Source organism: Rhizobacter terrae (genome assembly GCF_003852895.1).
Taxonomy (GTDB): Bacteria; Pseudomonadota; Gammaproteobacteria; order Burkholderiales; family Burkholderiaceae_C; genus Albitalea; species Albitalea terrae.
On the sequence record NZ_QUSW01000001.1, the window covers coordinates 369,355 to 391,082 of the forward strand.

A 21,728-nucleotide genomic window follows, 5' to 3' on the forward strand; every position below is an offset into this window, starting at 1 on the left:
CGGCCCGCCGGCGGTGAAAGTCCGTGAAATATCGCCGCTTCAGTTGTGCAGCTTCAGCATGGACGTCACCACGCCCACCACGCCCTGTTCCAATTCGATGAACTTCTGCAGGTCGCGGCCGTACAGCAGCGAGCCGACCCAGTCGTTTTCCAGCAGCGTCTGCTTCCAGGTGGACGACTCGGTGGCGCGCACGACCAGCGAGCGCAGCAGGTCCTTCTGCTCGGGCTTGATGCCCGCGGGCGCGAACACGCCGCGCCAATTGGCAAGCTCGGTGTCAGCCCCCAGCTCGCGCAGGCTCTTCAAGCCGAACAGCGAGCGCTTGGACGACACCGCCAGCGGCACCACGGCATGCGACTCGATGCCCGTCTTGAACTCGCTGTAGCCCGAGATGGCCACCGTCGCCTTGCCGGACTTGAGCGCCTCCAGGGCTTCCTTGCCGCTGGCGGTGGGCTGGTACTTGAGGCCGGCGGTGTCCACCTTCAGCGCGCGCAGCAGCATGGCCGAGAGCATGTGGTCCACGCCGCCGGCCGAGCCGCCAGTGAACGTGATGGACGACACGTCCTTGTGCAGCGCGTCGGCGAGGTCCTGGAAGGTCTTGATCTTCGAGTCGGGTGCGCTGGCCAGCACAAGGTAGTCGCTGGTCAGGCGCGCGATGGGCGACACGTCCTTCAAGGCGCCCTCGTTCTTGTTCAGCGCGAGCGCGCCCACCATCACCAGGCCGCCGACGAGCAGGGCATGCGGGTCGCTGCGGTAGCGCTCCACGAAGTCCGCCAGGCCGATGGTGCCGCCCTTGCCGCCCTTGTTCTCGTACTCGATCTCGCGCACCAGGTTGGCCGACTGCAGGGCCGCGCCGATGCCGCGACCGGTCTGGTCCCAGCCGCCGCCGGCACCGGCGGGGATGTAGATCTTCAGCTTCGCCAGCGTGGGTGCGGCCGTGGGCGAGGCCGCCAGGGCGAGGGCTGGTGCTGCGGCGCCCAGGCCGGCGAGGATGCATGCGCGACGAGTGACCATGGTGTCTCCTAGGGCTGTGTGTTGGGTTTGTTCGCCGGTCCCTCCCGGCGATGAGGCCGAAGCCAGTGTGGACGTGCTTGCGGACCGGCGCGCATCGGGATCACCCGCTCCCTGGCCTCATCGACAGGCAACTGACAGCTTGGCACGAGGCTTCGACAGCCATGTGAAAGCCTGGACGTTGCAAGAGGACAATGGCGCCCATGCCACAAGCGCCCGCACACCGCAGCCGCGTCTTCGCCTCGCCCTGGGCCGGCGTGTTCGGCACGCACATCGACAGCGCCCGGCACTACGGCCGGCATTCGCATGCCACCTACGGCTTCGGGCTCATCGAAGACGGCGCACAGCGCTCGGCGAGCGGGCGCGGGCGGGTGGATGCGGTGGCTGGCGACGTGATCACCACCAACCCCGGCGAGGTGCACGACGGCCAGCCGCTGGGCGGGCCATCACGGCGCTGGCGCATGGTGTACCTGCAGCCGCAGGCCCTGGCCGCGCTGCTGGGGCAGTCATGCGATGGCGTGGAGATCACACAGCCGGTGATCCACGATCCCCTGCTGCATGCGGCCTTGCGCAAGCTGCTCGATGGGATGGAGTCTGGCCCGGTGGGCGATCTGAGCCTGCTGGCTGGCGAGGAATCGCTCGTGCATGCGCTGGGACGGTTGATGAACAGCCACTCGACGGCCCGGCCGGAGCCTTCGGTGGCTGCCGACATGCGGCGTGTGCGGCAACGGCTGGCTGACGACTGGCTGAACGCACCATCGCTGGCCGAACTCGCCAGCATCGATGGTCTGAGCCGGTACCAGGTGCTCAGGCGGTTCCAGAAAACCTTCGGCGTGCCGCCGCATGCCTGGCTGCTTCAGCACCGTGCCGAACATGCCTGGAACCTGATCCAGGCCGGCACCGGCCTCGCAGAAGCGGCCGCCTCCTGCGGCTTCGCGGACCAGAGCCACATGACCCGCATCTTCACGCGGCACTTCGGCTTCACCCCCGGCGCATGGCAGCGGGCCGTGGCGGTGCAAGCGCTGCAATAACGTTCAAGACCTGCCGCCCACCGCCCTGCACAGTGGCGGCATGACCTCCTCCTACTCCTACGTCCACGGCTACCAGGCCCGCGAGAGCGAACGCTTGCAAGACCAGGCCGACGTGCTGGCCGAACTCCTGCATTCAGACACCCGCTACCCACCCGGCAGCCGCGTCCTCGAAGCAGGCTGCGGCATCGGATCGCAGACGGTGACGCTCGCGTCGCGAAGCCCCGATGCGCAGTTCACCAGCATCGACATCTCGGCGCATTCGTTGCAACGCGCAAGGCATCGGGTGCAGTCGGCCGGGTTGTGCAACGTCCAGTTCCAGCAGGCCGACCTCTTGGCCCTGCCCTTCGAACCGCAGTCGTTCGACCATGTGTTCGTGTGCTTCGTGCTGGAGCATCTGCCGGATCCATTGCTGGCCTTGCGCCATCTGCACGAACTCATCAGGCCGGGCGGCAGCATCACCGTCATCGAAGGCGACCATGGCTCCACGCTGATGCACCCGCACAGCGATGCGGCCCACGAGGCCATCGGTTGCCTGATCCGCCTTCAGGCACAGGCCGGCGGCAACGCGCTCATTGGACGGGAACTTCATCCGCTGCTGGCCCAGGCCGGCTTCGAGGCAGTCACGGTCTCGCCGCGCATCGCCTGGGCAGATGCCGGCCGCCCTGGATGGGTGGACGCCTTCACCCGCAAGACTTTCATCGCCATGGTGGAAGGCGTGCGGGACGACGCCATGACCGCTGGCTTCATCACACCCGAACGTTTCGACCAAGGCATCTGCGACCTGCATCGCACCACGCAGGGCGACGGCACCTTCTGCTATTCGTTCTTCAAGGCCTGCGCACATCGTGCCGGCGACCGATCTCCTCCAAGCTGAGGACGACAGCAGACCTGCGCCTCCCTAGAGTGGCACCGCACCGGCAGCACCGTGCTGCCCGAAGCCCTCAAGGAGAAGCGTCGTGAACATCCAACAATCCGTGTTTCTTTGCGTCGCCGCCATGGTGAGCACCATCACGGCTGCTGCGCAACTGCCGCGTGCGAGCGACCACTACCTCTATGCCTCGAAGCTTGACCTGGACAGCCTCGGCAGCATCGACAGTCTCACAGCGGGCAAGGACATCGCCTACTTCTGCGCACCGGACCTGAAGACGGCCACGCCGGGCGCAGGCGCCATCGACACACGGCCAACCTCGGCGCTCGCGGCCTGCAAGGACCTGCGTGCCATCTCCGAGCAAGGCGACAAGCTGCACGTGGTCTATGTCGACCGGGTGCGCGGCAACTGCCCGACAGGCGTCGACGACACCGTCGAAATCGCCGTCGAGGAACATGTGCGCAAGACCGCGTTCTCCAAGGATGTGTCGTCGGTTCTCAAGTTCATCCTCAACAAGAATGCCGCGGCACCATCGACCACAGCCGCCCCGCCCGACGCTATCGCACCCAGCCAACGGCTGTGCTACTTCGATAAGGCTTTCACCTTCAAGAATCTTCGCGCCACCGCCGACGTAACGGTGGACGTCAAAGGCGCAGGGAGCGACACGTCCAAGGCCACCACCCAGCTCATCACCGGTCCCGAGGAGCATTGGTTCCTGTCCGCGGACGCCGTCGTCAACGGTGTGAAGGAACTCAAGTACGACCCGGACAAGAAGATCATCCTGGAGCGGGACAAGCCCCAGCAGGTCTACCTGGGCATCAACTACCTGTTCGGCGATGTCTACAAGCGCTACGACGCGGGTGATGGGCACCGCCTGGTCGCCAAGCTGCTGATCGCGCCGTCGCGCCGGCCCTTCGACTCCGTGGGCATCGGACTGGGCTACCGCTTCGCCGATGGCGTGTTCACCATGCAGAAGGACCAGCCCACCGGTGGCTTCATTCTCTTCATTGGCTCGTTCTGGACCAAGGGCGACCAGCTTGATGCCAGCGGTGCCGTCGTGCAAGCCGGACGCAAGCAGTCGTGGCGGCTGGGCATGAGCTACGGCCTGGACACGCTGTTCGACTGGATCAAGTAGCCCCACCCACCAGGAGGCCGACATGCCGAACATCCCCACGACTCCCGACGGAGCGGGCGCCGCTGCAGGCCGCGGCATCCCGGTCAACGACACCTCCACCGAAGGCCTCCCGCAGCTCGCCCCACTCGCGGCGGCGCCTTCGGACCTTGGCGGCGACCTCATCGTCGAGGTCGAACTGTCGACGCCAGCGCAGGCAGCGGGCTTGCACGCGGGGCCGGCACGCGATGCGATGCGCCTGGCGGACGCTCCCGGTCACATCGTGGATCTGCATGATGTGCTGAACCGGTACGGCATGAAGGCCACGCGGCCGGTGTTCAGCGAGGCCCGCATGTCACGCGACGATGCCCGTCGCTCGCAGGACAGGGCACGGTCCGGCGCGGCCGCCGCAGCGCCTGCGGACGCCAGCCTCGCCCCGCTGAGCCATTTCGTCCGGCTGCACTTTCCGCCCGGTACGCCGGCCAACGAAGTCACCCGCTCGCTGCTGGATCTGGAAGCGGTGAAGAAGGCCGTGGTCGTCCCCGGGGCGGCCCCGCCTGCGGCGGTGCTCCAGCCCGAGCCCGTGCCCGACCCCCTGGTGGGTAGCGCCTCACCGGTCGTCGATGCGCAAACCGGCCTGGAAACGCAGTGGTACCTGCACCGGCTGAAGATCGTGCCGGCCTGGAGCCGTTCACAAGGCGCGGACGTCGTCATCGCGGACATCGACTGGGGGTTCCGCATCACCCACGATGACCTGCACGAAGGCATCGAACGCACCTTCAACGCGGTGGACCATGGTGCCGACGTGACACAGGGCCCCGCCGTGAACCACGGCACCGCAGTGCTGTCGATCGCCGGAGCCCGCGAGAACGGCATGGGCATGCAGGGCGTGGCGCCCCGGGCGACGCTGTGGGCGATCCAGGCGGACAGCGGACCGGGGCCGGCGCTGAGCCATGAAGCCTGGGCCGAAGCCCTGGAGTTCGTGGCCCAGGAAGACTCCGGTGGCCGTCGCAAGGTCATCATCCTCGAAGTGCAGACCAATCCGGTGCTGGGCAACTACGAGCAGATCCCATCGGTCCATCGTGCAGTGCGCAGCGCCATCGCCGCGGGCTGCATCGTGTGCGTGGCCGCCGGCAACGGCGACCGCCGCGCCGATCTGGATGACCAGGGCACACCCTTCGAGCCCACCGGATCCATCCTGGTCGGTGCGACGCTCTTCGATCCGCATGGCAACCGGCGTGCGGGCTTCAGCAACTTCGGCCCCACGGTCACCGTCTGCGCGCCGGGAGACCCCGATCACGACCTGAGCTGTACCGCTGCCTCCGACACTTCGTACCGCAACCGGTTCGGGGGCACATCCGGCGCCACGCCCAAGGTCGCGGGCGTGGCAGCCCTGATGCTCGCAGCGAACCCCGCGCTGTCGCACGACGAGGTGCGAGAGATCCTCGTGCAGACAGGCTCGGCCGTGGTCTCCGACAGCGGCAAACCCGTCGGTCCCCTCGTCGATGCGCTGGCTGCGGTGCAGGAGGCCCAGGCCAGGACGGGCAGGCCAGTGCCGCCGCCCTTGGCCGGTCCCCGCGTCGTCGCCGCGCCACCGCAGGTGGGAGCAGCGGCGGCCGACACCGTGGCCGACGACGCTGTCAAGCAGTTGCAGCTCCAGCTTGCAGTTGTCACAACGCAGACCCAGTTGCTGGCGGGGCAGCAGCAATTGCTCGGCGCACAGATGGTCGCTCAAATTGGCCGGCAGGTCGGCGAGGCGTCCAACGACAAGAAGCTCGCCGATGCCCTGCGGGATGCCGTGCTGGCACGATCGGGACTCGCCAGGGCCGGCGCGTCCGCGGAGTTCGCGCAATTGCAGGGCATCAAGGAAGGGCTGGCCGGCCTGGCCGTTCCAGGAAAGGAGGGAAGCCTCTCGATTACCAAAGGCGTGGATGGCACGCTCTCGCTGCACTCGAAGAAGAACCTGCTGGTCTGCCTCGGCAAGGGGGCCGTCCGCGTGGCGGCTGCCCTGTCTGAACACCCGGGGCGCTACGTGCTCGCGGACCAGCAGGCGTGGCAGACAGCTCAGCGAAGCACCTTCGCGCGCGAACGCCTCGTGCAGCAGTTCCATCGGCTCGATGCAGCGATCCATGCCTGGCAAGCAGCAGAGTCGGCAGCGGCACCATTTGTGCTGCCGGCACTGCCCGCCGCGCTCGCCGCCGTCCAGACTGTGCCGTTCGCTCTCAATGTGCTGAGCGACGCAGGCAAGTTCTTCCGGGCCGACCGGACCATCAGCCTCTTCGAGCAGAAGGATGAAGCCCAGGCGCACCTGCATGATTTCCTGGAGGTTGAGTGCAACAAGCACTCAGGCGTGGAGCTGTCGAGAATCGATCGCCCCGATCCGACGATGGTCCAGGTGGCCTGGGCGCTGCTGGAGGACATCGAGCAGCTGCGCAGGCAGCATGACCTGGGCCAGGCCCTGCTGGCACGCGATGGCCCCGCAGGGCAGGCTTCAACCATCGATCCCGCGGCCACGTCGGACCTCGCCGGAGCGGTCGCAGCAGCGGGTTCATTGCTCGACGGCATTGATCCGGACAAGTCTCCCGAAGCGTTCTGGTCACTGGTGGCAGGGCTGCGGCTGCAATCGCTGATGGACGGCCGCGGCCTGCTGGAGGTTTCAGTGCAGGGGCAGGTCGAACGCATCCAGGAGAAGCGCGTCTGGCGCTCGGACCAACTGGTCGACGCCGGCGATGCGCAGATCACCTACCGCCTCAGCGATGCCCGTGGCCAACGGCTGGACGGAGGAACCCTGCTCATCAGCTCATCACCATTCACCGACTCGTCCGCAGGAAAGGCGCATGTCTGGTCAACGCATTGATGGGCGCATGACCAGGCACATCCACCGGTCCGTCACGGACCGGCCAAGCCACGGACATGCCAGCTCGAACTTGCATGGTGCATGCGCTCGCGATAAGGTCGCGCCCTCGACAAACCCGGACCACGACGATGCCCGCGCCCTCGGTCACCCTTCGCCTGGACAACCCGTCCGAGCCGCCTATCACCATCGCGCTCGGGCCCAACTTCCAGGCCGAAGCCATGCGTTGGTCGTACATCGCGCGCAACCGCGACCGGTGGACGTCGGGCACCGACCCGGGCCAGGGCGACTCGGGCCCGTTGCAGGCTTACCTCACGACACAGCAGTTGCAGAAGATCGCTGATGCGCGGCTCATCGAGGTCGGCATTCCGGCCTCCGCGCGTGAAGCCGAGGACTGGCCGCTGCGCGTGTTCCCCTGGGAATATGCCCTCTCCGCCGCCACGCGGGGCCTGCGCAGCCGGCCGCTCACCGTCATCCGCCACCAGCAGACGGAGCGGGCCAAGGCCACGGAGGCGGTGCGGCTGAACAATGCACGCAGCATCGAGTCGGCGCCCGGCCGGCTCTCGCAGTACTACGACACGGCGGCCGAGGGCAACCTCATGCTGTCGAGCATGGGGCTGGAGACTTCTTCCGAGCGCCACCTGTGCAACCCCACGCGCACGGTGCTGGAATACTGGGTACGGGCCAAGGCCCCGAGCGTCATCCACCTCGCGGGCGTGGACTCGCACCAGGCGGTGTCGCTGCTCGGGCTGGAGGCGGAACACCCGGCCCGTTCGCTGCACGACGGCTATGCGCTGAAGTCGCCCACCGACACCGATGTCATCGACCTCGTGGAGGCGGAGGACCTGGCCGGCCTGCTGTGCGGCGGCGAGCCCAAGCCCGACCTGGTGGTGTGCAACCTGTACAACTCGGCCTCGCGCATCGCGGCACGCTGCGTGGCCCTGGGCGCGAAGTTCGCGGTGGGCTACCACGACGTGATCGAAGATGGCCTGGCCATGATCTTCTGCTCTGCGCTCTACCAGCGCCTGGCCGAAACGCAGGGCGACATGCTCGAAGCTTTCGAGGCGGCCGTCGCCGCGCTGCGCAGGCAGCCGGGCAGCCTGCGCGGCGCGTGCATCGTGCTGTGGAGCAGCGTGTCGCTGATCGAGGCCAAGCATGCGCCGAAGAAGCCGCCCCGGCGCACGGCGTCGCCCTCTTCACGGGCTCGCACGCTGGCCGACATCGCCCCGCGCGACCGCATCCGCGTGGAGCGCTCGCCCAAGCCGCAGGTGAACTACTCGCTGCTGCACAACAAGCAAAGCCCCTTCCGTTCGCTGCAGGTGTTCCGCAACAACGTGGAAGGCGCGATCCGCGACATCCGCGTGACGGTGGACCTCAACGCCGGCGAAGGCTCCTTTCCCTTCAGCATGAGCTTCGACCTGGCCGAAGGCGAGAGCGGTCGCGACCTCACCAGCGAGATCGTGCTGCCGCTGACCTCCGCGCTCATCCGCACGCAGAGCGAGCCCATCCAGAGCAGCCTTCGCCTGCACGTGACCTGCGAAGGCCAGACGGTGAAGGAGGAGACCTTCCGCGTCGGCCTCGCGCCGGTGGACGAATGGCAGGACGGCGAGAAGGACGAGTGGCGCTGGCTGCCGTCCTTCGTGCTGCCGCGCGATCCGGCCGTGTCGCGCATCATCGATTCGGCGCAAGGCATCCTCTGCGCGCTGGCCGACGACCCGACCGCGGGCTTCGACGGCTACCAGAGCCTGGGCCAGGGCCGCACCGAGGCCGAGCGCTTCGGCAACGTGGACAAGCAGGTGCAGGCCATCTGGTATGCGGTGCTCAATGCGCACGGCGTGAGCTACATCAACCCGCCGCCGTCCTACGGCAACTACACGCAGCGGCTGCGCACGCCCAGCCAGTTGCTGGCGGAACGGCGCGGTACCTGCATCGACCTGGCGCTGCTGCTGGCAGCCTGCCTGGAGTACGTGGACATCTACCCGGTGATCTTCCTGCTCACCGGCCACGCCTTCACCGGCTATTGGCGCAGCGACGGCATGCACTCCGAGTTCCTCGACATGCACGGACTCGAGCTGGTGTTCGGTGCCAACGGTCCGGACGGCGACACCGTCAACAGCGGCGGCTCCAGTGCCATCAACAACCCCGGCTACGTGCTGGGGCAAAGCCAGCACCAGGAAGTGCGCCAGCGTGTCTACCAGCGCCACCTCATTCCGCTGGAGGCCACCTGGCTCACCAACCGCGGCGGTTTCGAATCGGCCGCCACCGAAGGCAAGAACAACCTGCGCCGCGTGTCGGAGTTCGCGGCCATGATCGACGTGCGACTGGCACGAGACCGCGGCGTCACGCCGCTGCCCCTGCTGGGAGCGAAGGGATGAGCACCACAACGCCGGAGCAGCTGCGGCAATTGATGGACGACGCCACCAGGCGATTGGTGGCGCAAGGCGTGGACGTCGGCCCGCGCGTGCAGGGCATGCCGGGCGTGGTGGAGATGCGCCGGCGCCGGCTGGGCGACGAAGACCGCATCGACCAGGCCGGCTACCTCACGCTGGTGCAAGGCGACGACGGCCTGCTGGACTGGCAGGTCGATGCCGGCCCCTCGCCCTACCCCACGCGGCGGACCGGGCGGCGAGGGCTGTTCGATGCGCAGCCCATCGACCAGGTCGCCTTCCGCCCCGTCGCGGGCTCGCAGGTGTCCACCTTCCTCACCAAGCTGGACCAGGGCTTCAACGCCCGCTACGGCCTCTTCGACCTGGACGGCCAGCGCGTGGACACCATCGTGCCCTCAGGCCGCGTGCTGCTGATCGTGCACGGGACCTTCAGCAAGTGCGATGCGATCGTCGGCCAGTTGCAAGGCATCCCGGACGGCTCAGGCCGGCACCTGCTGGCGGCGGCTCGCGGCCACTACGACCAGGTGCTGCTGTTCGAACACCCCACGCTGGCAGTGGGCCCGGTGCTCAACGCGCTGGACCTGTCGCGCGCCTTCGCCGGCTCCACCGCGCAGGTGGATGTGGTGTGCCACAGCCGCGGCGGGCTGGTGGTGCGCTGGTGGCTCGAAGTGCTGAGCCGGCAGTTCGCGCCGGGTGCGCGTGTGGTGTTCTGCGGTTCGCCGCTGATGGGCACGGCCCTCGCCTCACCCTATCGCCTGCGCACCGCCCTGAAGCTGCTCACCAACATGGCCTCGGCCATGCATGGCGTCGCCGAACTGGCCTCGCTCGTGGTGCCGATGTTCTCGGTGATACAGGGCCTGATGACGCTGGTGGCATCAAGCACGGCCATGCTCTCGCGCACGCCCATTGCCGACGTGACGGCTGCGAGCGTGCCGGGCGTGGCGGCCATGTCGCGCTTCGGGCCGGACGGCACGGACTTCATCACCGGCAACTACGAGCTCGAAAAGCTCGGCTTCGGCTGGACCACCGCGCCCGAAGGTTACTTCGCCGTCAGCACCAACTTCGAGACCGAGGATCCGGGCTGGGAGTTCTGGCGCCACTTCCGCAAGGAGAACATCGCCGACGCCGCCACTGACGTCATCTTCTCCGGCGAGAACGACCTGGTGGTGGACACGGACTCGATGACGCGCATGGCGGTGGGCACGCGCATCACCGAACCGTCGCGCGTGCTGGCGTACGGCACCAACCCGGTGGTGCACCACCTGAACTACTTCAGCCAGCGAAGGACGGTGGAGTTCATCCGCACGTCATTGGGCTTTTGATCCGCCGCTACATCGCCGGGTCGCCGAGGAAGGCGTCGAGCACCTTGAAGTAGGCCTCGCCCTCCTCCACCCATGGCCGGTGCGAGCTGTTGTCGAAGATGCGGACCTGCGCCGGGCCCGCCTTGAACGCCTCGCCGATCTCGTAGGCCACCACCGGCGGGCTCACCGGATCGTACCGGCCGGCGGTGACGAGCACCGGCAGCTTCACCTTGGCCAGCGCCGGCCGCGCGTCGAAATGCGCCATGGTGCCGCCAACCTTCATCTCGGAGTCATCACCGATCATGTCGCAGTAGACCACGCGCTTGAACTTGTCTCGCGGGTCGGTGGACACGGGCTTGCGCAGCGCCGCCTTGGCCTGGTCGTGCCAGTAGAGCTGGCCGATGGGCTCGCCGTACAGGTCCTGGTAGTCGTTGGCGCAGGTCTTCACACCGCGCTGACGCAGCTCCGAGAGCTTCTTCCAGGTCTCGGGGTACTGGTTCTCGACGAAGCGGTTCACGTTGTCGATGTTGCGCTGCCAGGACTCGGCGCTGTGGCCCGAGCTGGAAATCACCAGGTGCGTGAGCCGCTGCGGGAACATGCCGGCGTAGGCCAGCGCAGGGTAGCCGCCGTAGGAATGGCCGATGAGCGCGATGCGCTCGAAGCCCAGGGCCTGGCGCAACCGCTCCACGTCCATCGCGTCGCGCTCGGGCGAGTGGTGCTTGCCGGCGGGCAGGTCGGAAGAACGGCCCCGGCCGATGTAGTCGAAGTAGACGACGGTGTGCCGCGCAGCCAGGTGGTCGAACTCCGGCATCAGCGAGGTTCGCGGCGCGCCGGGGCCGCCGGCCAGCATGAAGACCGCAGGGCCTTCGCCATGGGTCTCGTAGTAGAGCTGCCCGTCCGGCGTGTCCACCGTGCCCGTTCGAACCGCCGGCGCGGCCGCAGCCAGCGCAGAAACGAAGGCCAGGCCGATGGCCCCTGTGTACCGCACCCAATCTCGCAAACCCATGAACAGTTGCTCCCGAGGCTGAAGTTTCAGCCCCGAGTACAACACGCCGACCAAATCCGTCGCCGGCGTACGGACGGAGGCTAGGCGGCGACCGCCACCGCAGCGTCCTGTTCCGCCGGCTGCGTCGCGCCCGGCTTGGGCAGGCTGCACTTGCGGTGGATGAGGTCGCTGCGCGAGAACAGCTCCGCCACCCAGTCCACGAACACCCGCAGCTTGCTGCTCAGGTGCCTGTTGGGCGGGTACACCACGTGGATGGGAATGCTTTCGCCGCACCAGTCCAGCAGCAGCGGCTGCAAGGCGCCGGAGGCGAAGTGCGGCGCTGCCTGGAAGGTGGTGGTGCGCACGATGCCCAGCCCCGCCAGGCCCGCGGCCAGTCCGGCGGACGAGTCGTTGATGGCCAGCGAATGCCGGCCCTCGACCTCGATGCTCTCGCCGTCGCGGTGGAAGACGAAGGGGAACATGCGGCCCGTGCGGTGCGAGAAGTAGTTCACCACGCGGTGCTTGTCATCTTCCAGGTCCGTGGGGTGCACGGGCACCCCATTGCGCTTGATGTACGACGGCGCCGCCGCCAGGATCAGGTGGAACTCGCCGATGCGCCGCGCCACCAGCGACTGGTCGGTGAGCTCGCCGCCTCGGATCACGCAGTCCACGTTCTCGCCGAGCAGGTCCACCGGCCGGTCGCTCACGCCCAGGTCGATCTGGATGTCCGGATAGCGCGCATGAAAGTCCGGCAGCGCCGGGATGAGCAGCAGCGTGCCCACCGATGAGCCCACGTCGATGCGCAGCCGGCCCTTGGGGCTGACCTTCGCGCGCGACATGCTCGATTCGAGTTCATCGATCTCGCCGAGCAGGCGCACGGCACGGTCGTAATAAGCGGCGCCGTCTGCCGTCACGGTGACGCGCCGCGTGGTGCGGTTCAGCAGCAGGGTCTGAAGCTGCTGCTCCAGTGATTGAACGAGCCGCGTGACGGTGGGCTTGGGCATGCCCAGTGTGTCGGCGGCCTTGGTGAAGGTGCCGGCCTCGACGACGCGCACGAAGGCCTGCATGGCGGTGAGCTTGTCCATGAATGCGTACTCCCGGGATTGTTCGTGGTTCAGGACGAAGGGCATGAATCATGAGGCCGCCATTGTTCTGCTGCTTGAAATGATCCATGAGCGCCATGGCTATTGGTTGCGGCGATGCCCATCCCTATCTTTGGCACATCGCCGCAAGCCCCGACGGCCCCTCGTCGCCATCCATTCATCATGTCTGCGTCAGTCTCGCCCACCTTACAGCCAGTGCGCATCGCCGTTGCGAACACGGTGCATGACGCCACGCTATATCGGGCGGCCTCCACGGAAAACAAGATCACGCCGAACGCCTTGGTGCTGCATCTGCACGCCGGTGCGTTCACGAGCGCACCAACAGGTGGCATGCCGTGCGTTGTTCGGCTGTTGCTGGATGCGGGCGCATCGGTGCTGTCTTTCCAATACCCGCTGGCGCCGGAGCATCCCTTCCCGCAGGCACCCGATGCCGTCTACGCCGCACTGGTGCACATGAGCAAGCACCGCCGCCAGTACGGCGGGCCGGCGGCACGGCTGTTCATCGCCGGCGAGGAAGCGGGCGGCAACCTCGCCGCGGCCACCTCGCTGATGGCGCGCGACCGCGACGGCCCGCAGCTCGCCGGCCAGTTGCTCTTCTCGCCCATGCTGGACGTGTGCACGGCCACGGCCTCGATGCGTGGCATCCACGCCGGGCCGGTGGGCTGCCGCTTTGCCGACGGCTGGCGCAGCTACCTGCCCAAGGCCACCGACGCACTGCACCCCTACGCCACGCCTGGCCAGGCAGTGCGGCTGGCGGGCCTGCCGCCCACCTTGCTCGTCACGTCGAAAGACGACCCCATGCGCGACGAATCCGACGCCTTCGCGCGCCGGCTGAAGCAGGAGCAGGTGCCCGTGCAGGTGCTTGTGCTGCCGCCGCCCACCGGATTCCCACACCCCTACATGGAGACAAGCCCCTGCGACGCCGATTGGAAGCAGCGGGTGCATGAACCGATCCGGCGCTTCCTGCAGGCGCCGGACATTGGACAAGACAAGCCGTCGAACCAGCCCTGAACACCCCGGAGGACATCACCATGACCGAGAACTCGAACCTTCAAACGCCCCGCCGTTCCTGGAAGCGCGCCTGGACGGTGGGCACCCTGCTCACCGCCATTGCCGCCATTCCCGCGGCCATCTTCAGCATGAACAGCGGCACCGCCCAGGCCCAGCAGGCCGCGGCGGCACCTCAGGCCGTGCCCGTCTCCGTGGCCACGGTCGTGCAAAGCCAAGTCGCTGCCTGGGAGGAATTCTCCGGCCGGCTTGAAGCCGTGGAGCACGTGGAGCTGCGCTCGCGCGCGGCAGGCACGGTCCAGGCCATCCACTTCCGCGAAGGTGCGCTGGTGAACGTGGGCGACCTGCTGTTCACCATCGACCCCGAGCCCTATGCCGCGGAAGTCGCCCGGGCACAGGCCCAGCTGGCTGCTGCGCAAGCCCGCGCCACCTACCTGAAGAGCGAGCATGCACGGGCCGAGCGCCTGTGGGAGGAACAGGCCATCGCCAAGCGCGAACTGGACGAGCGCACCAACGGCCTGCGTGAAGCGGAAGCCAACCTGCGCGCCGCGGAAGCGGTGCTGCAATCGGCCAAGCTCAACCTGGGCTACACGCAGGTGCGTGCGCCCATCGCCGGGCGCATCGGAAAGATCGAGATCACCGCGGGCAACCTCGTGGCCGCAGGCCCCGGCGCCCCCGTGCTGACCACGCTCGTGTCGGTGAGCCCGATCTACGCGAGCTTCGATGCGGATGAGCAGGTCATCACCCGCGCGCTGAAGGACCTGCCCGGCGGCAGCAGCGCACGCGCGCACATCGAGCGCATCCCCGTGATGCTGGGCACCGCCGGCACCGCCGACACGCCCTTCGAAGGCCGCCTGCAGCTGGTGGACAACCAGGTGGATGCCAAGAGCGGCACCGTGCGCGTGCGCGCGAAGTTCGACAACAAGGACGGCGCGCTGATGCCCGGCCAGTTCGCGCGGCTGCGCATGGGCCAGGCCACGCAGGCCACGGCCTTGCTGGTGAACGAGCGCGCGGTGGGCACCGACCAGAACAAGCGCTTCGTGATGGTCATCGACAAGGACAACAAGGCGCAGTACCGCGAGGTCACGCTGGGCGCAACGGCCAATGGCATGCGCATCGTGACGCAAGGGCTGCAGGCAGGCGAGCGCATCGTCGTCAACGGCGTGCAGCGGGTGAGGCCCGGCTCGCTGGTGGCGCCGGAGACCGTCGCCATGGACGCCAAGCCGACGCTGCACGCCGTCAACAACGGCGCCAAGCAATCGTGAGGGAGCAATCCGCGTGAATCTTTCCAAGTTCTTCATCGACCGGCCGATCTTTGCCGGCGTGCTGTCGCTGCTCATGTTCCTCGCGGGACTGATCGCGCTGCGCAGCCTGCCGATTTCGGAATACCCGGAAGTCGTGCCGCCCTCGGTGGTGGTGCGCGCGCAGTACCCCGGCGCCAACCCGAAGGTGATCGCCGAGACGGTGGCCACGCCGCTGGAAGAAGCCGTCAACGGCGTGGAAGGCATGCTCTACATGGGCAGCCAGGCCACCACCGACGGCCTCATGACGCTGACCGTGACCTTCAAGCTGGGCACCGACCCGGACAAGGCGCAGCAGCTCGTGCAGAACCGCATCTCGCAGGCCGAGCCGCGCCTGCCTGAAGAGGTGCGGCGCCTGGGCGTGACCACCGTCAAGAGCTCGCCCGACCTCACCATGGTCGTCCACCTGCTCTCGCCCAACGACCGCTACGACATGACCTACCTGCGCAACTACGCGGTGCTCAATGTCAAGGACCGGCTGGCTCGCGTTCAAGGTGTGGGCCAGGTGCTGCTGTTCGGCTCGGGCGATTACTCCATGCGCGTGTGGCTGGATCCGCAGAAGGTCGCGCAGCGCGGCCTCTCGGCCGGCGACGTGGTGCGCGCCATCCGCGAGCAGAACGTGCAGGCCGCGGCCGGCGTGGTGGGCGCATCGCCGGGGCTGCCCGGCGTGGACCTGCAGCTGTCCATCAATGCGCAAGGCCGCCTGCAAAGCGAAGACGAGTTCGGCGAGATCATCGTGAAGACCGGCGCCGACGGTGCCGTCACGCGGCTCAAGGACATCGCCCGCATCGAGCTCGGCGCCGCCGAGTACGCGCTGCGCTCGCTGCTGGACAACAAGCCGGCGGTGGCGATTCCCATCTTCCAGGCGCCGGGCTCCAACGCCATCGAGATCAGCAACCAGGTGCGCGCCACCATGGCCGAGCTGAAGAAGACCATGCCCGAGGGCGTGGACTACCGCATCGTGTACGACCCCACGCAGTTCGTGCGGGCATCCATCGAGTCGGTGGTGCACACGCTGCTGGAGGCCGTGGCGCTGGTGGTGCTGGTGGTGATCCTCTTCCTGCAGACCTGGCGCGCATCCATCATCCCGCTGCTGGCCGTGCCGATCTCGGTCATCGGCACCTTCGCGGTGATGCACCTGTTCGGCTTCTCCATCAACGCGCTGAGCCTGTTCGGCCTGGTGCTGGCCATCGGCATCGTGGTGGACGACGCCATCGTGGTGGTGGAGAACGTGGAGCGCAACATTGCCGCTGGGCTGTCGCCGCGTGATGCGACCTACCGCGCGATGCGTGAAGTCTCGGGCCCGATCATCGCGATCGCGCTGGTGCTGATCGCCGTGTTCGTGCCGCTGGCCTTCATCAGCGGCCTGACCGGCCAGTTCTATCGGCAGTTCGCGCTGACGATCGCCATCTCCACCGTCATCTCGGCCATCAACTCGCTCACGCTGTCGCCGGCCTTGTCCGCGCTGCTGCTGAAGGCGCACGGTGCACCCAAGGATGCACTGACCCGAGCGATGGACCGCTACCTCGGCTGGCTGTTCCGCGGCTTCAACCGCCTGTTCGGCCGCGGCTCGCAGGCCTACAGCGGCGGCGTGGGCCGGGTGGTGACGCGCAAGACGGCGATGTTCGCGATGTACCTCGTGCTCGCTGCCGTGACCGCGCTGCTGTTCAAGACCGTGCCCAGCGGCTTCGTGCCGGGGCAGGACAAGCAGTACCTGATCGGCTTCGCGCAGCTGCCCGACGGCGCCACGCTGGACCGCACGGAAGACGTGATCCGCCGCATGGGCGACATCGCCTTGAAGCAGCCCGGCGTGGAAAGCGCCGTGGCCTTCCCGGGCCTGAGCATCAACGGCTTCACCAACAGCTCGAACGCGGGCATCGTGTTCGTGACGCTCAAGCCCTTCTCGCAACGGCGCACGCCGGACCTGCACGGCGCGGCCATTGCCGGCGCGCTGAACCAGAAGTTCGGCGCGATCCAGGATGCGTTCATCGCGATGTTCCCGCCGCCTCCGGTGCAAGGCCTGGGCACGACGGGCGGCTTCAAGCTGCAACTGGAAGACCGCGCGTCGCTCGGCTACGAAGCGCTGGACGGCGCCACCAAGGCCTTCATGGCCAAGGCTTACCAGACGCCCGAGCTGGCCGGCCTCTTCTCCAGCCTGCAGGTGAACGTGCCCCAGCTGTACGCCGACATCGACCGCACCAAGGCGCGGCAGCTCGGCGTGGCGGTGACCGACGTGTTCGACACCATGCAGATCTACCTCGGCAGCCTGTACGTGAACGACTTCAACCGCTTCGGGCGCACCTACTCGGTCCGCGTGCAGGCGGATGCGCAGCACCGTGCACATGCCGAGGACGTGGGCCTGCTCAAGGTGCGCTCGGCCACCGGCGAGATGGTGCCGCTGGCCGCGCTGATGAACGTGAAGCCCAGCTTCGGACCGGAACGCGCCATGCGCTACAACGGCTTCCTCTCCGCCGACATCAACGGCGGGCCCGCGCCCGGCTATTCGTCGGGCCAGGCGCAGGACGCCGTCAAGCGCATCGCCGCCGAGACGCTGCCGCAGGGCATCAGCTACGAGTGGACCGAGCTGACCTACCAGGAAATCCTCGCCGGCAACTCCGCAGTGTGGGTGTTCCCGCTGGCCATCCTGCTCGTGTTCCTCGTGCTGGCCGCCCTGTATGAAAGCCTCACGCTGCCGCTGGCGATCATCCTCATCGTGCCCATGGGCCTGCTCGCCGCGATGACCGGCGTGTGGCTCTCGCACGGCGACAACAACGTGTTCACGCAGATCGGCCTGGTGGTGCTGGTGGGCCTGTCGGCGAAGAACGCGATCCTGATCGTGGAGTTCGCCCGCGAGCTGGAGTTCTCCGGCCGCACGCCCATCCAGGCGGCGGTGGAGGCGGCACGGCTGCGGCTGCGTCCCATCCTGATGACCTCGCTGGCCTTCGTGATGGGCGTGCTGCCGCTGGTGCTCTCCACCGGCGCTGGCGCCGAGATGCGCTCGGCCATGGGCATCGCGGTGTTCGCCGGGATGATCGGCGTGACGGCCTTCGGCCTCTTCCTCACGCCGGTGTTCTACGTGGCGCTGCGTGCCCTGACGCGCAACCGGCCGCTGAAGCTGCACGGCGAGGTACCGCATGCCGAGGCCTTTGCCGGTTCGGCGCCGCATTCCGCAGGTGGCGGCAGCATCAAGCCCGTGCCGGCCGCACCGGTCTCCAGCCATGAATGAGATGACGACCATGCATACGACAACAACAGCCCGCCACGCCGGCATGCTGAGCGCGCTCACCCTGGCCCTGGTGCTGGCGGGCTGCTCCACGGCAGTGACCATCGACGAGAAGCGGCTGCCCGCCACGCCGGCCCAGTTCAAGGAAGGCGACGGCCGCTGGGCCATCGCGGCGCCGGCCCAGGCACAGGCTCGCGGTGAATGGTGGAAGGCCTTCGGCGATGCGACGCTCGATGATCTCGTCGAGCGCGCGGGCCGCGACAACACCAGCATCCAGATCGCGACTGCGCGGCTGGCCCAGGCGCGCGCGCTGCTGGGTGCGACGGACGCGAACCGGTCCCCGCAGATCGGCGTGTCCGGTGGCGCGGTGCGCGAGGCCCTGCCGCTCGCGGGCGGCCAGGGTGCGACGCTGGTCACGGCCGGTGCCAACCTCAGCTACGAGGTCGACCTCTTCGGCCGCCTTTCGCGCGAGAGCCAGGCCGCGAGCCTGGACGTGAAGAGCCGCGAAGCCCTCCTGCAAAGCGCACGGCTGCTGGCCCAGGCCGACGTGGCGCAGGCCTACTTCGCCTTGCGTGCGCTGGACGTGGAACGCGACATCGTGCGCGACACCCTTGCCGCCTACGGCAACACGCTCAAGCTGGTGGAACGCCGCTTCCAGGCGGGCGACGTGGCCGAGCTGGACGTGGCCCGCGTGCGCACCGAACTCGCATCGACGGAGTCCGACGGGCTCGCGCTGGATGCACGCCGCGCGACGCTGGAGCATGCGATCGCGGTGCTGGTGGGTGCGTCGGCCTCGGACTTCAGCATCGAGCGCCAGGCCGCGTGGCGCCCTGCCCTGCCAGTCGTTCCGCCGGGCGTGCCCAGCACGGTGCTCGCGCGCCGGCCTGACGTGTCCTCCGCCATGAGCGACCTGCAGGCTGCACAGGCCCGCGTGGGTGCGGCAAAGGCCGCGTGGTTCCCGAACATCACGCTCACCGCGGCCGGCGGCTTCGCATCGCCCGAGCTGTCGGACGTGTTCAAGTGGTCGGCCCGCACCTGGTCGGTGGGCGCGCTGCTGTCGCTGCCCCTGCTCGACGGTGGACGGCGGCAGTCCGCGGTGGATTCGGCGCAGGCGCAGCTGGAGATCGGCATCGCCAGCTACCGCGAACGGGTGCTGGTGGCCTTCAAGGAGGTGGAGGACGAACTCGCCAACCTGAGGCTGCTGTCCGAGCAGTCCGGCGCACAGGGCCGTGCAATTGCTTCAGCCACGCGCGCCACGACGCTGTCGGAATCGCGCTACCGCAACGGCTTGGTGAGCCAGCTCGACCTGCTGGATGCACAACGCAGCGAGCTGCGCAGCCGGCGGCAGGCGGTGCAGGTTCAGTCGGCGCAGTTCCAGTCGATGGTGGGGTTGATCCGGGCGCTGGGCGGCGGCTGGGAGGCGTGATGCCCGGGGGCCTGCGACCCACGACCTCAGTTCTTGCGCTCCCGCGACATCAGCGCCATCGGAAGCAGCACCGGGGACAGCGCCACGTAGTACAGCAGCAAGATGCCGTCGCTGGTGACGGTGATTGGCGTGGACAGGCGATCGGCCACCTGCGATCCGACCGGCTCCTCGGCGCTGATCTCTATCGTGTAGGGGTGATTCAGTGCCGAGCGCTGGCGGTCTGCCCGAAGGGCCGAGCCGACGAAGCGGCGTCCACGCATTTCGCCGTATTGCACCAGGTGCCGCGCGTCCACCTGCACGAAGCCCAGCGCCTGCGCCGTGTCGCGATCACGCAATGACAGGTCTGCATCCATGTCGAGCGTGAATCGGCCGGTGATGTCACCTTCGCGGCTGACGTGGAACTCCGACAGCGTCGCACTCACCTTCTGGTGCAATGGAGACGCCAGCAACTCGGCAAAGTGCGCAGGCGTGTCGAAGACGTAGTGATAGTGGTCGCCGATCACCACCAGATGACGCCGATCCTGCGAGATCAGCACCGACGAGATGGTCTCCGAATAGTGCTGGATCGGTGTCGACCGCGGCGCCGTCGGCGCCTGGGCACAGCCAGCGGCGGTCATTGCAGCCACGACCGCGTTGACCGTGAGGAGGAATTGCCTTCGGTTGGCGGGAGACATGGGCATGGGGGTTCGCTCGTCGCGCCGGGCGCGGCAGGGGGCGGAGACTCGGTGGCGCGAGCGTAGCAGAGGTGCATAGGGCCGCGTCTCTAGAGAGGCTAGCATCGCAGTCTCATGAACCAGGCCAGCGTCGAAGACCAAGTCGAATCCTTCCTCGCGAAGTATTTGCCCGAGATCGCCTCCCAGCTGCGCGACGCGAGGCAGCACCTGCGAAGCCTCTTCCCGCGCGGGCACGAGCTTGTCTTCGACAACTACAACGCCCTGGTCTTCGCGATCTCTCCCACCGATCGCAGCACCGATGCCTTCGTGTCGGTGGCCGGCTATCCGAAGTGGGTCACGCTGTTCTTCTCGCACGGCGTGGACCTGGACGATCCGCAACAACTGCTGGAAGGCACGGGCAGCCGGGTGCGCAGCATCCGGTTGAAGTCGGCAGGCGACCTGCTGCAGCCCGCGGTGCAGGCCTTGATCGGACAGGCCGCAGCGGCGGCCAGCGATGAACTGCAGGGCGCTCCGGCACTGTCGACCACCGTGAAGATGGTGTCCGCCAAGCAGCGGCCCCGCGTTCCGGCCAAATCGCCGCCCCCTGCGAAGAGGCCGCGGCATGGCTGAAGCCCGGTCCACGCTCTCGCCGCCCTATTGCATCGACCCCGACCAGTTCCTGGACCTGTCCGGCGCCGTGCCGGTCGGCCGGGAGGATGTGCGGGCTGCCTGGGACCAGGCCTATGCCCTCGTCACGCAACGCTTGACCGAGCTTGGTGCGGAGGCGACGTTCTACCTGGTGTTCGGTCTGCAAGGGGCCGGCAAGTCCACCTGGGTGGCGGCGAACTCCCTTCGCTTTCCGCCACGCGCCGTCTACCTGTCGGGTCCGCTGCCCTCACGCAAGCATCGCGAGCGGGCCCTGGCCATCGTCCGCGATGCCGGCTGCCGCTGTGTCGGCGTGTGGATCAACGAGCCCTTCGACGTGGCCTTCGAGCGCAATGCGCGCCGCACCGGACTGGCCCGCATCAAGGAGGAAGCGATGCGGCACGTCGAGCAGAACCTGGAGCCGCCGTCGCTGGAGGAGGGGTTCCATGAAGTGATCGAGGTTCGGTCGGGGACTTGAATCGGGGCGCCGGTGCCTCAACCTGCCGCTTCCATGAACCTGCACTGGAAGCGCCCGCTCGTCTACTGCCTGTTGCCGATCCTGGTCTTCCTGGCGTTCGTGGGCTTTCCGCCGCCGTTTGCGCCTCCGCGGATGACCAAACCCGCCCAGGAGCAATCTGTTCCCGCGGACAAGGAGAAGAAGAAGCGGCAGTCGTGATGCTCACAGTTATGAACCACGCACCGGGCTGCAGGCTTCCGATCTTTTGTTGGAACGATGTCGTGAGCACCCAGGCCGCGGCTGTCCCGACAGTCGACGAGTGAGACACCACCTCCGGAACTCCGGTGCCGAGCCAAATCAGATTCAA

The 21,728-nt window shown here is 67.8% G+C and carries 17 protein-coding genes; 13 read left to right on the forward strand and 4 right to left on the reverse strand.

What is annotated here, in order from left to right; translation table 11 throughout:
• Positions 1 to 39: 39 nt before the first annotated feature.
• A complete protein-coding gene (locus DZC73_RS01660; RefSeq protein WP_124538457.1) occupies positions 40 to 1,011 on the reverse strand; it encodes a Bug family tripartite tricarboxylate transporter substrate binding protein in 972 nt (323 codons plus the stop codon).
• Between the two features lie 200 nt (positions 1,012 to 1,211).
• Here DZC73_RS01660 and DZC73_RS01665 point away from each other — a divergent pair, with 200 nt between their 5' ends.
• From DZC73_RS01665 to DZC73_RS01690, 6 genes are all read left to right on the forward strand, one after another.
• Positions 1,212 to 2,039 (forward strand): AraC family transcriptional regulator, encoded by an 828-nt coding sequence (locus DZC73_RS01665; protein WP_124538458.1) that lies wholly within the window; start codon positions 1,212 to 1,214, stop codon positions 2,037 to 2,039.
• A gap of 40 nt (positions 2,040 to 2,079) precedes the next feature.
• Positions 2,080 to 2,913 carry a class I SAM-dependent methyltransferase gene (locus DZC73_RS01670; protein ID WP_124538459.1) on the forward strand — a complete coding sequence of 278 codons (834 nt, stop codon included), beginning with the start codon at positions 2,080 to 2,082 and terminating at the stop codon, positions 2,911 to 2,913.
• Positions 2,914 to 2,995: 82 nt separating this feature from the next.
• Entirely contained in the window at positions 2,996 to 4,042 is a 1,047-nt protein-coding gene (locus DZC73_RS01675; RefSeq protein ID WP_124538460.1) for a hypothetical protein, read from the forward strand.
• 22 nt (positions 4,043 to 4,064) lie between these two features.
• Positions 4,065 to 6,875, forward strand: coding sequence for a S8 family peptidase (locus DZC73_RS01680; RefSeq protein WP_124538461.1), 2,811 nt, complete (start codon positions 4,065 to 4,067; stop codon positions 6,873 to 6,875).
• A gap of 128 nt (positions 6,876 to 7,003) precedes the next feature.
• Positions 7,004 to 9,247 carry a hypothetical protein gene (locus DZC73_RS01685; protein WP_124538462.1) on the forward strand — a complete coding sequence of 748 codons (2,244 nt, stop codon included), beginning with the start codon at positions 7,004 to 7,006 and terminating at the stop codon, positions 9,245 to 9,247.
• The gene (locus DZC73_RS01690; protein ID WP_124538463.1) at positions 9,244 to 10,581 is read left to right on the forward strand and encodes an esterase/lipase family protein; all 1,338 of its coding nucleotides are present in this window, start codon (positions 9,244 to 9,246) and stop codon (positions 10,579 to 10,581) included. The genes DZC73_RS01685 and DZC73_RS01690 overlap by 4 nt, the downstream gene beginning before the upstream one ends.
• 7 nt (positions 10,582 to 10,588) lie before the next feature.
• On the opposite strand, the gene DZC73_RS01695 is transcribed toward DZC73_RS01690, so the two are convergent.
• Positions 10,589 to 11,566 (reverse strand): alpha/beta fold hydrolase, encoded by a 978-nt coding sequence (locus DZC73_RS01695; protein WP_124538464.1) that lies wholly within the window; start codon positions 11,564 to 11,566, stop codon positions 10,589 to 10,591.
• An 80-nt stretch (positions 11,567 to 11,646) separates the two neighbouring features.
• Positions 11,647 to 12,630, reverse strand: a complete 984-nt coding sequence (locus DZC73_RS01700) for a LysR family transcriptional regulator (RefSeq protein WP_124538465.1) — start codon at positions 12,628 to 12,630, stop codon at positions 11,647 to 11,649.
• A gap of 180 nt (positions 12,631 to 12,810) precedes the next feature.
• On the opposite strand from DZC73_RS01700, the gene DZC73_RS01705 reads away from it, so the two are divergent.
• Genes DZC73_RS01705 through DZC73_RS01720 form a run of 4 tightly spaced genes read left to right on the forward strand, consistent with a single transcriptional unit; the run spans position 12,811 to position 19,606 of the window.
• On the forward strand, positions 12,811 to 13,659 hold the full coding sequence (locus DZC73_RS01705; RefSeq protein ID WP_124538466.1) for an alpha/beta hydrolase: 849 nt from the start codon (positions 12,811 to 12,813) through the stop codon (positions 13,657 to 13,659).
• A gap of 20 nt (positions 13,660 to 13,679) precedes the next feature.
• On the forward strand, positions 13,680 to 14,921 hold the full coding sequence (locus DZC73_RS01710) for an efflux RND transporter periplasmic adaptor subunit (protein ID WP_124538467.1): 1,242 nt from the start codon (positions 13,680 to 13,682) through the stop codon (positions 14,919 to 14,921).
• Positions 14,922 to 14,934: 13 nt separating this feature from the next.
• Complete coding sequence (locus DZC73_RS01715) at positions 14,935 to 18,183, forward strand: efflux RND transporter permease subunit (RefSeq protein WP_124538468.1); 3,249 nt, start codon at positions 14,935 to 14,937, stop codon at positions 18,181 to 18,183.
• A gap of 10 nt (positions 18,184 to 18,193) precedes the next feature.
• Positions 18,194 to 19,606: an efflux transporter outer membrane subunit gene (locus DZC73_RS01720; protein ID WP_124538469.1), complete on the forward strand. Its 1,413-nt coding sequence runs from the start codon at positions 18,194 to 18,196 to the stop codon at positions 19,604 to 19,606.
• A gap of 26 nt (positions 19,607 to 19,632) precedes the next feature.
• Here DZC73_RS01720 and DZC73_RS01725 read toward each other — a convergent pair whose 3' ends face one another.
• Positions 19,633 to 20,286 carry a hypothetical protein gene (locus DZC73_RS01725; RefSeq protein WP_124538470.1) on the reverse strand — a complete coding sequence of 218 codons (654 nt, stop codon included), beginning with the start codon at positions 20,284 to 20,286 and terminating at the stop codon, positions 19,633 to 19,635.
• A 108-nt stretch (positions 20,287 to 20,394) separates the two neighbouring features.
• On the opposite strand from DZC73_RS01725, the gene DZC73_RS01730 reads away from it, so the two are divergent.
• From DZC73_RS01730 to DZC73_RS29935, 3 genes are read left to right on the forward strand one after another with little or no spacing between them, the layout of a single operon-like run.
• Positions 20,395 to 20,889 (forward strand): DUF1801 domain-containing protein, encoded by a 495-nt coding sequence (locus DZC73_RS01730; RefSeq protein ID WP_124538471.1) that lies wholly within the window; start codon positions 20,395 to 20,397, stop codon positions 20,887 to 20,889.
• Complete coding sequence (locus DZC73_RS01735; protein WP_124538472.1) at positions 20,882 to 21,382, forward strand: ATP-binding protein; 501 nt, start codon at positions 20,882 to 20,884, stop codon at positions 21,380 to 21,382. The genes DZC73_RS01730 and DZC73_RS01735 overlap by 8 nt, the downstream gene beginning before the upstream one ends.
• A gap of 33 nt (positions 21,383 to 21,415) precedes the next feature.
• Positions 21,416 to 21,580 carry a hypothetical protein gene (locus tag DZC73_RS29935; RefSeq protein ID WP_198414756.1) on the forward strand — a complete coding sequence of 55 codons (165 nt, stop codon included), beginning with the start codon at positions 21,416 to 21,418 and terminating at the stop codon, positions 21,578 to 21,580.
• The last annotated feature ends 148 nt before the right edge of the window (positions 21,581 to 21,728 follow it).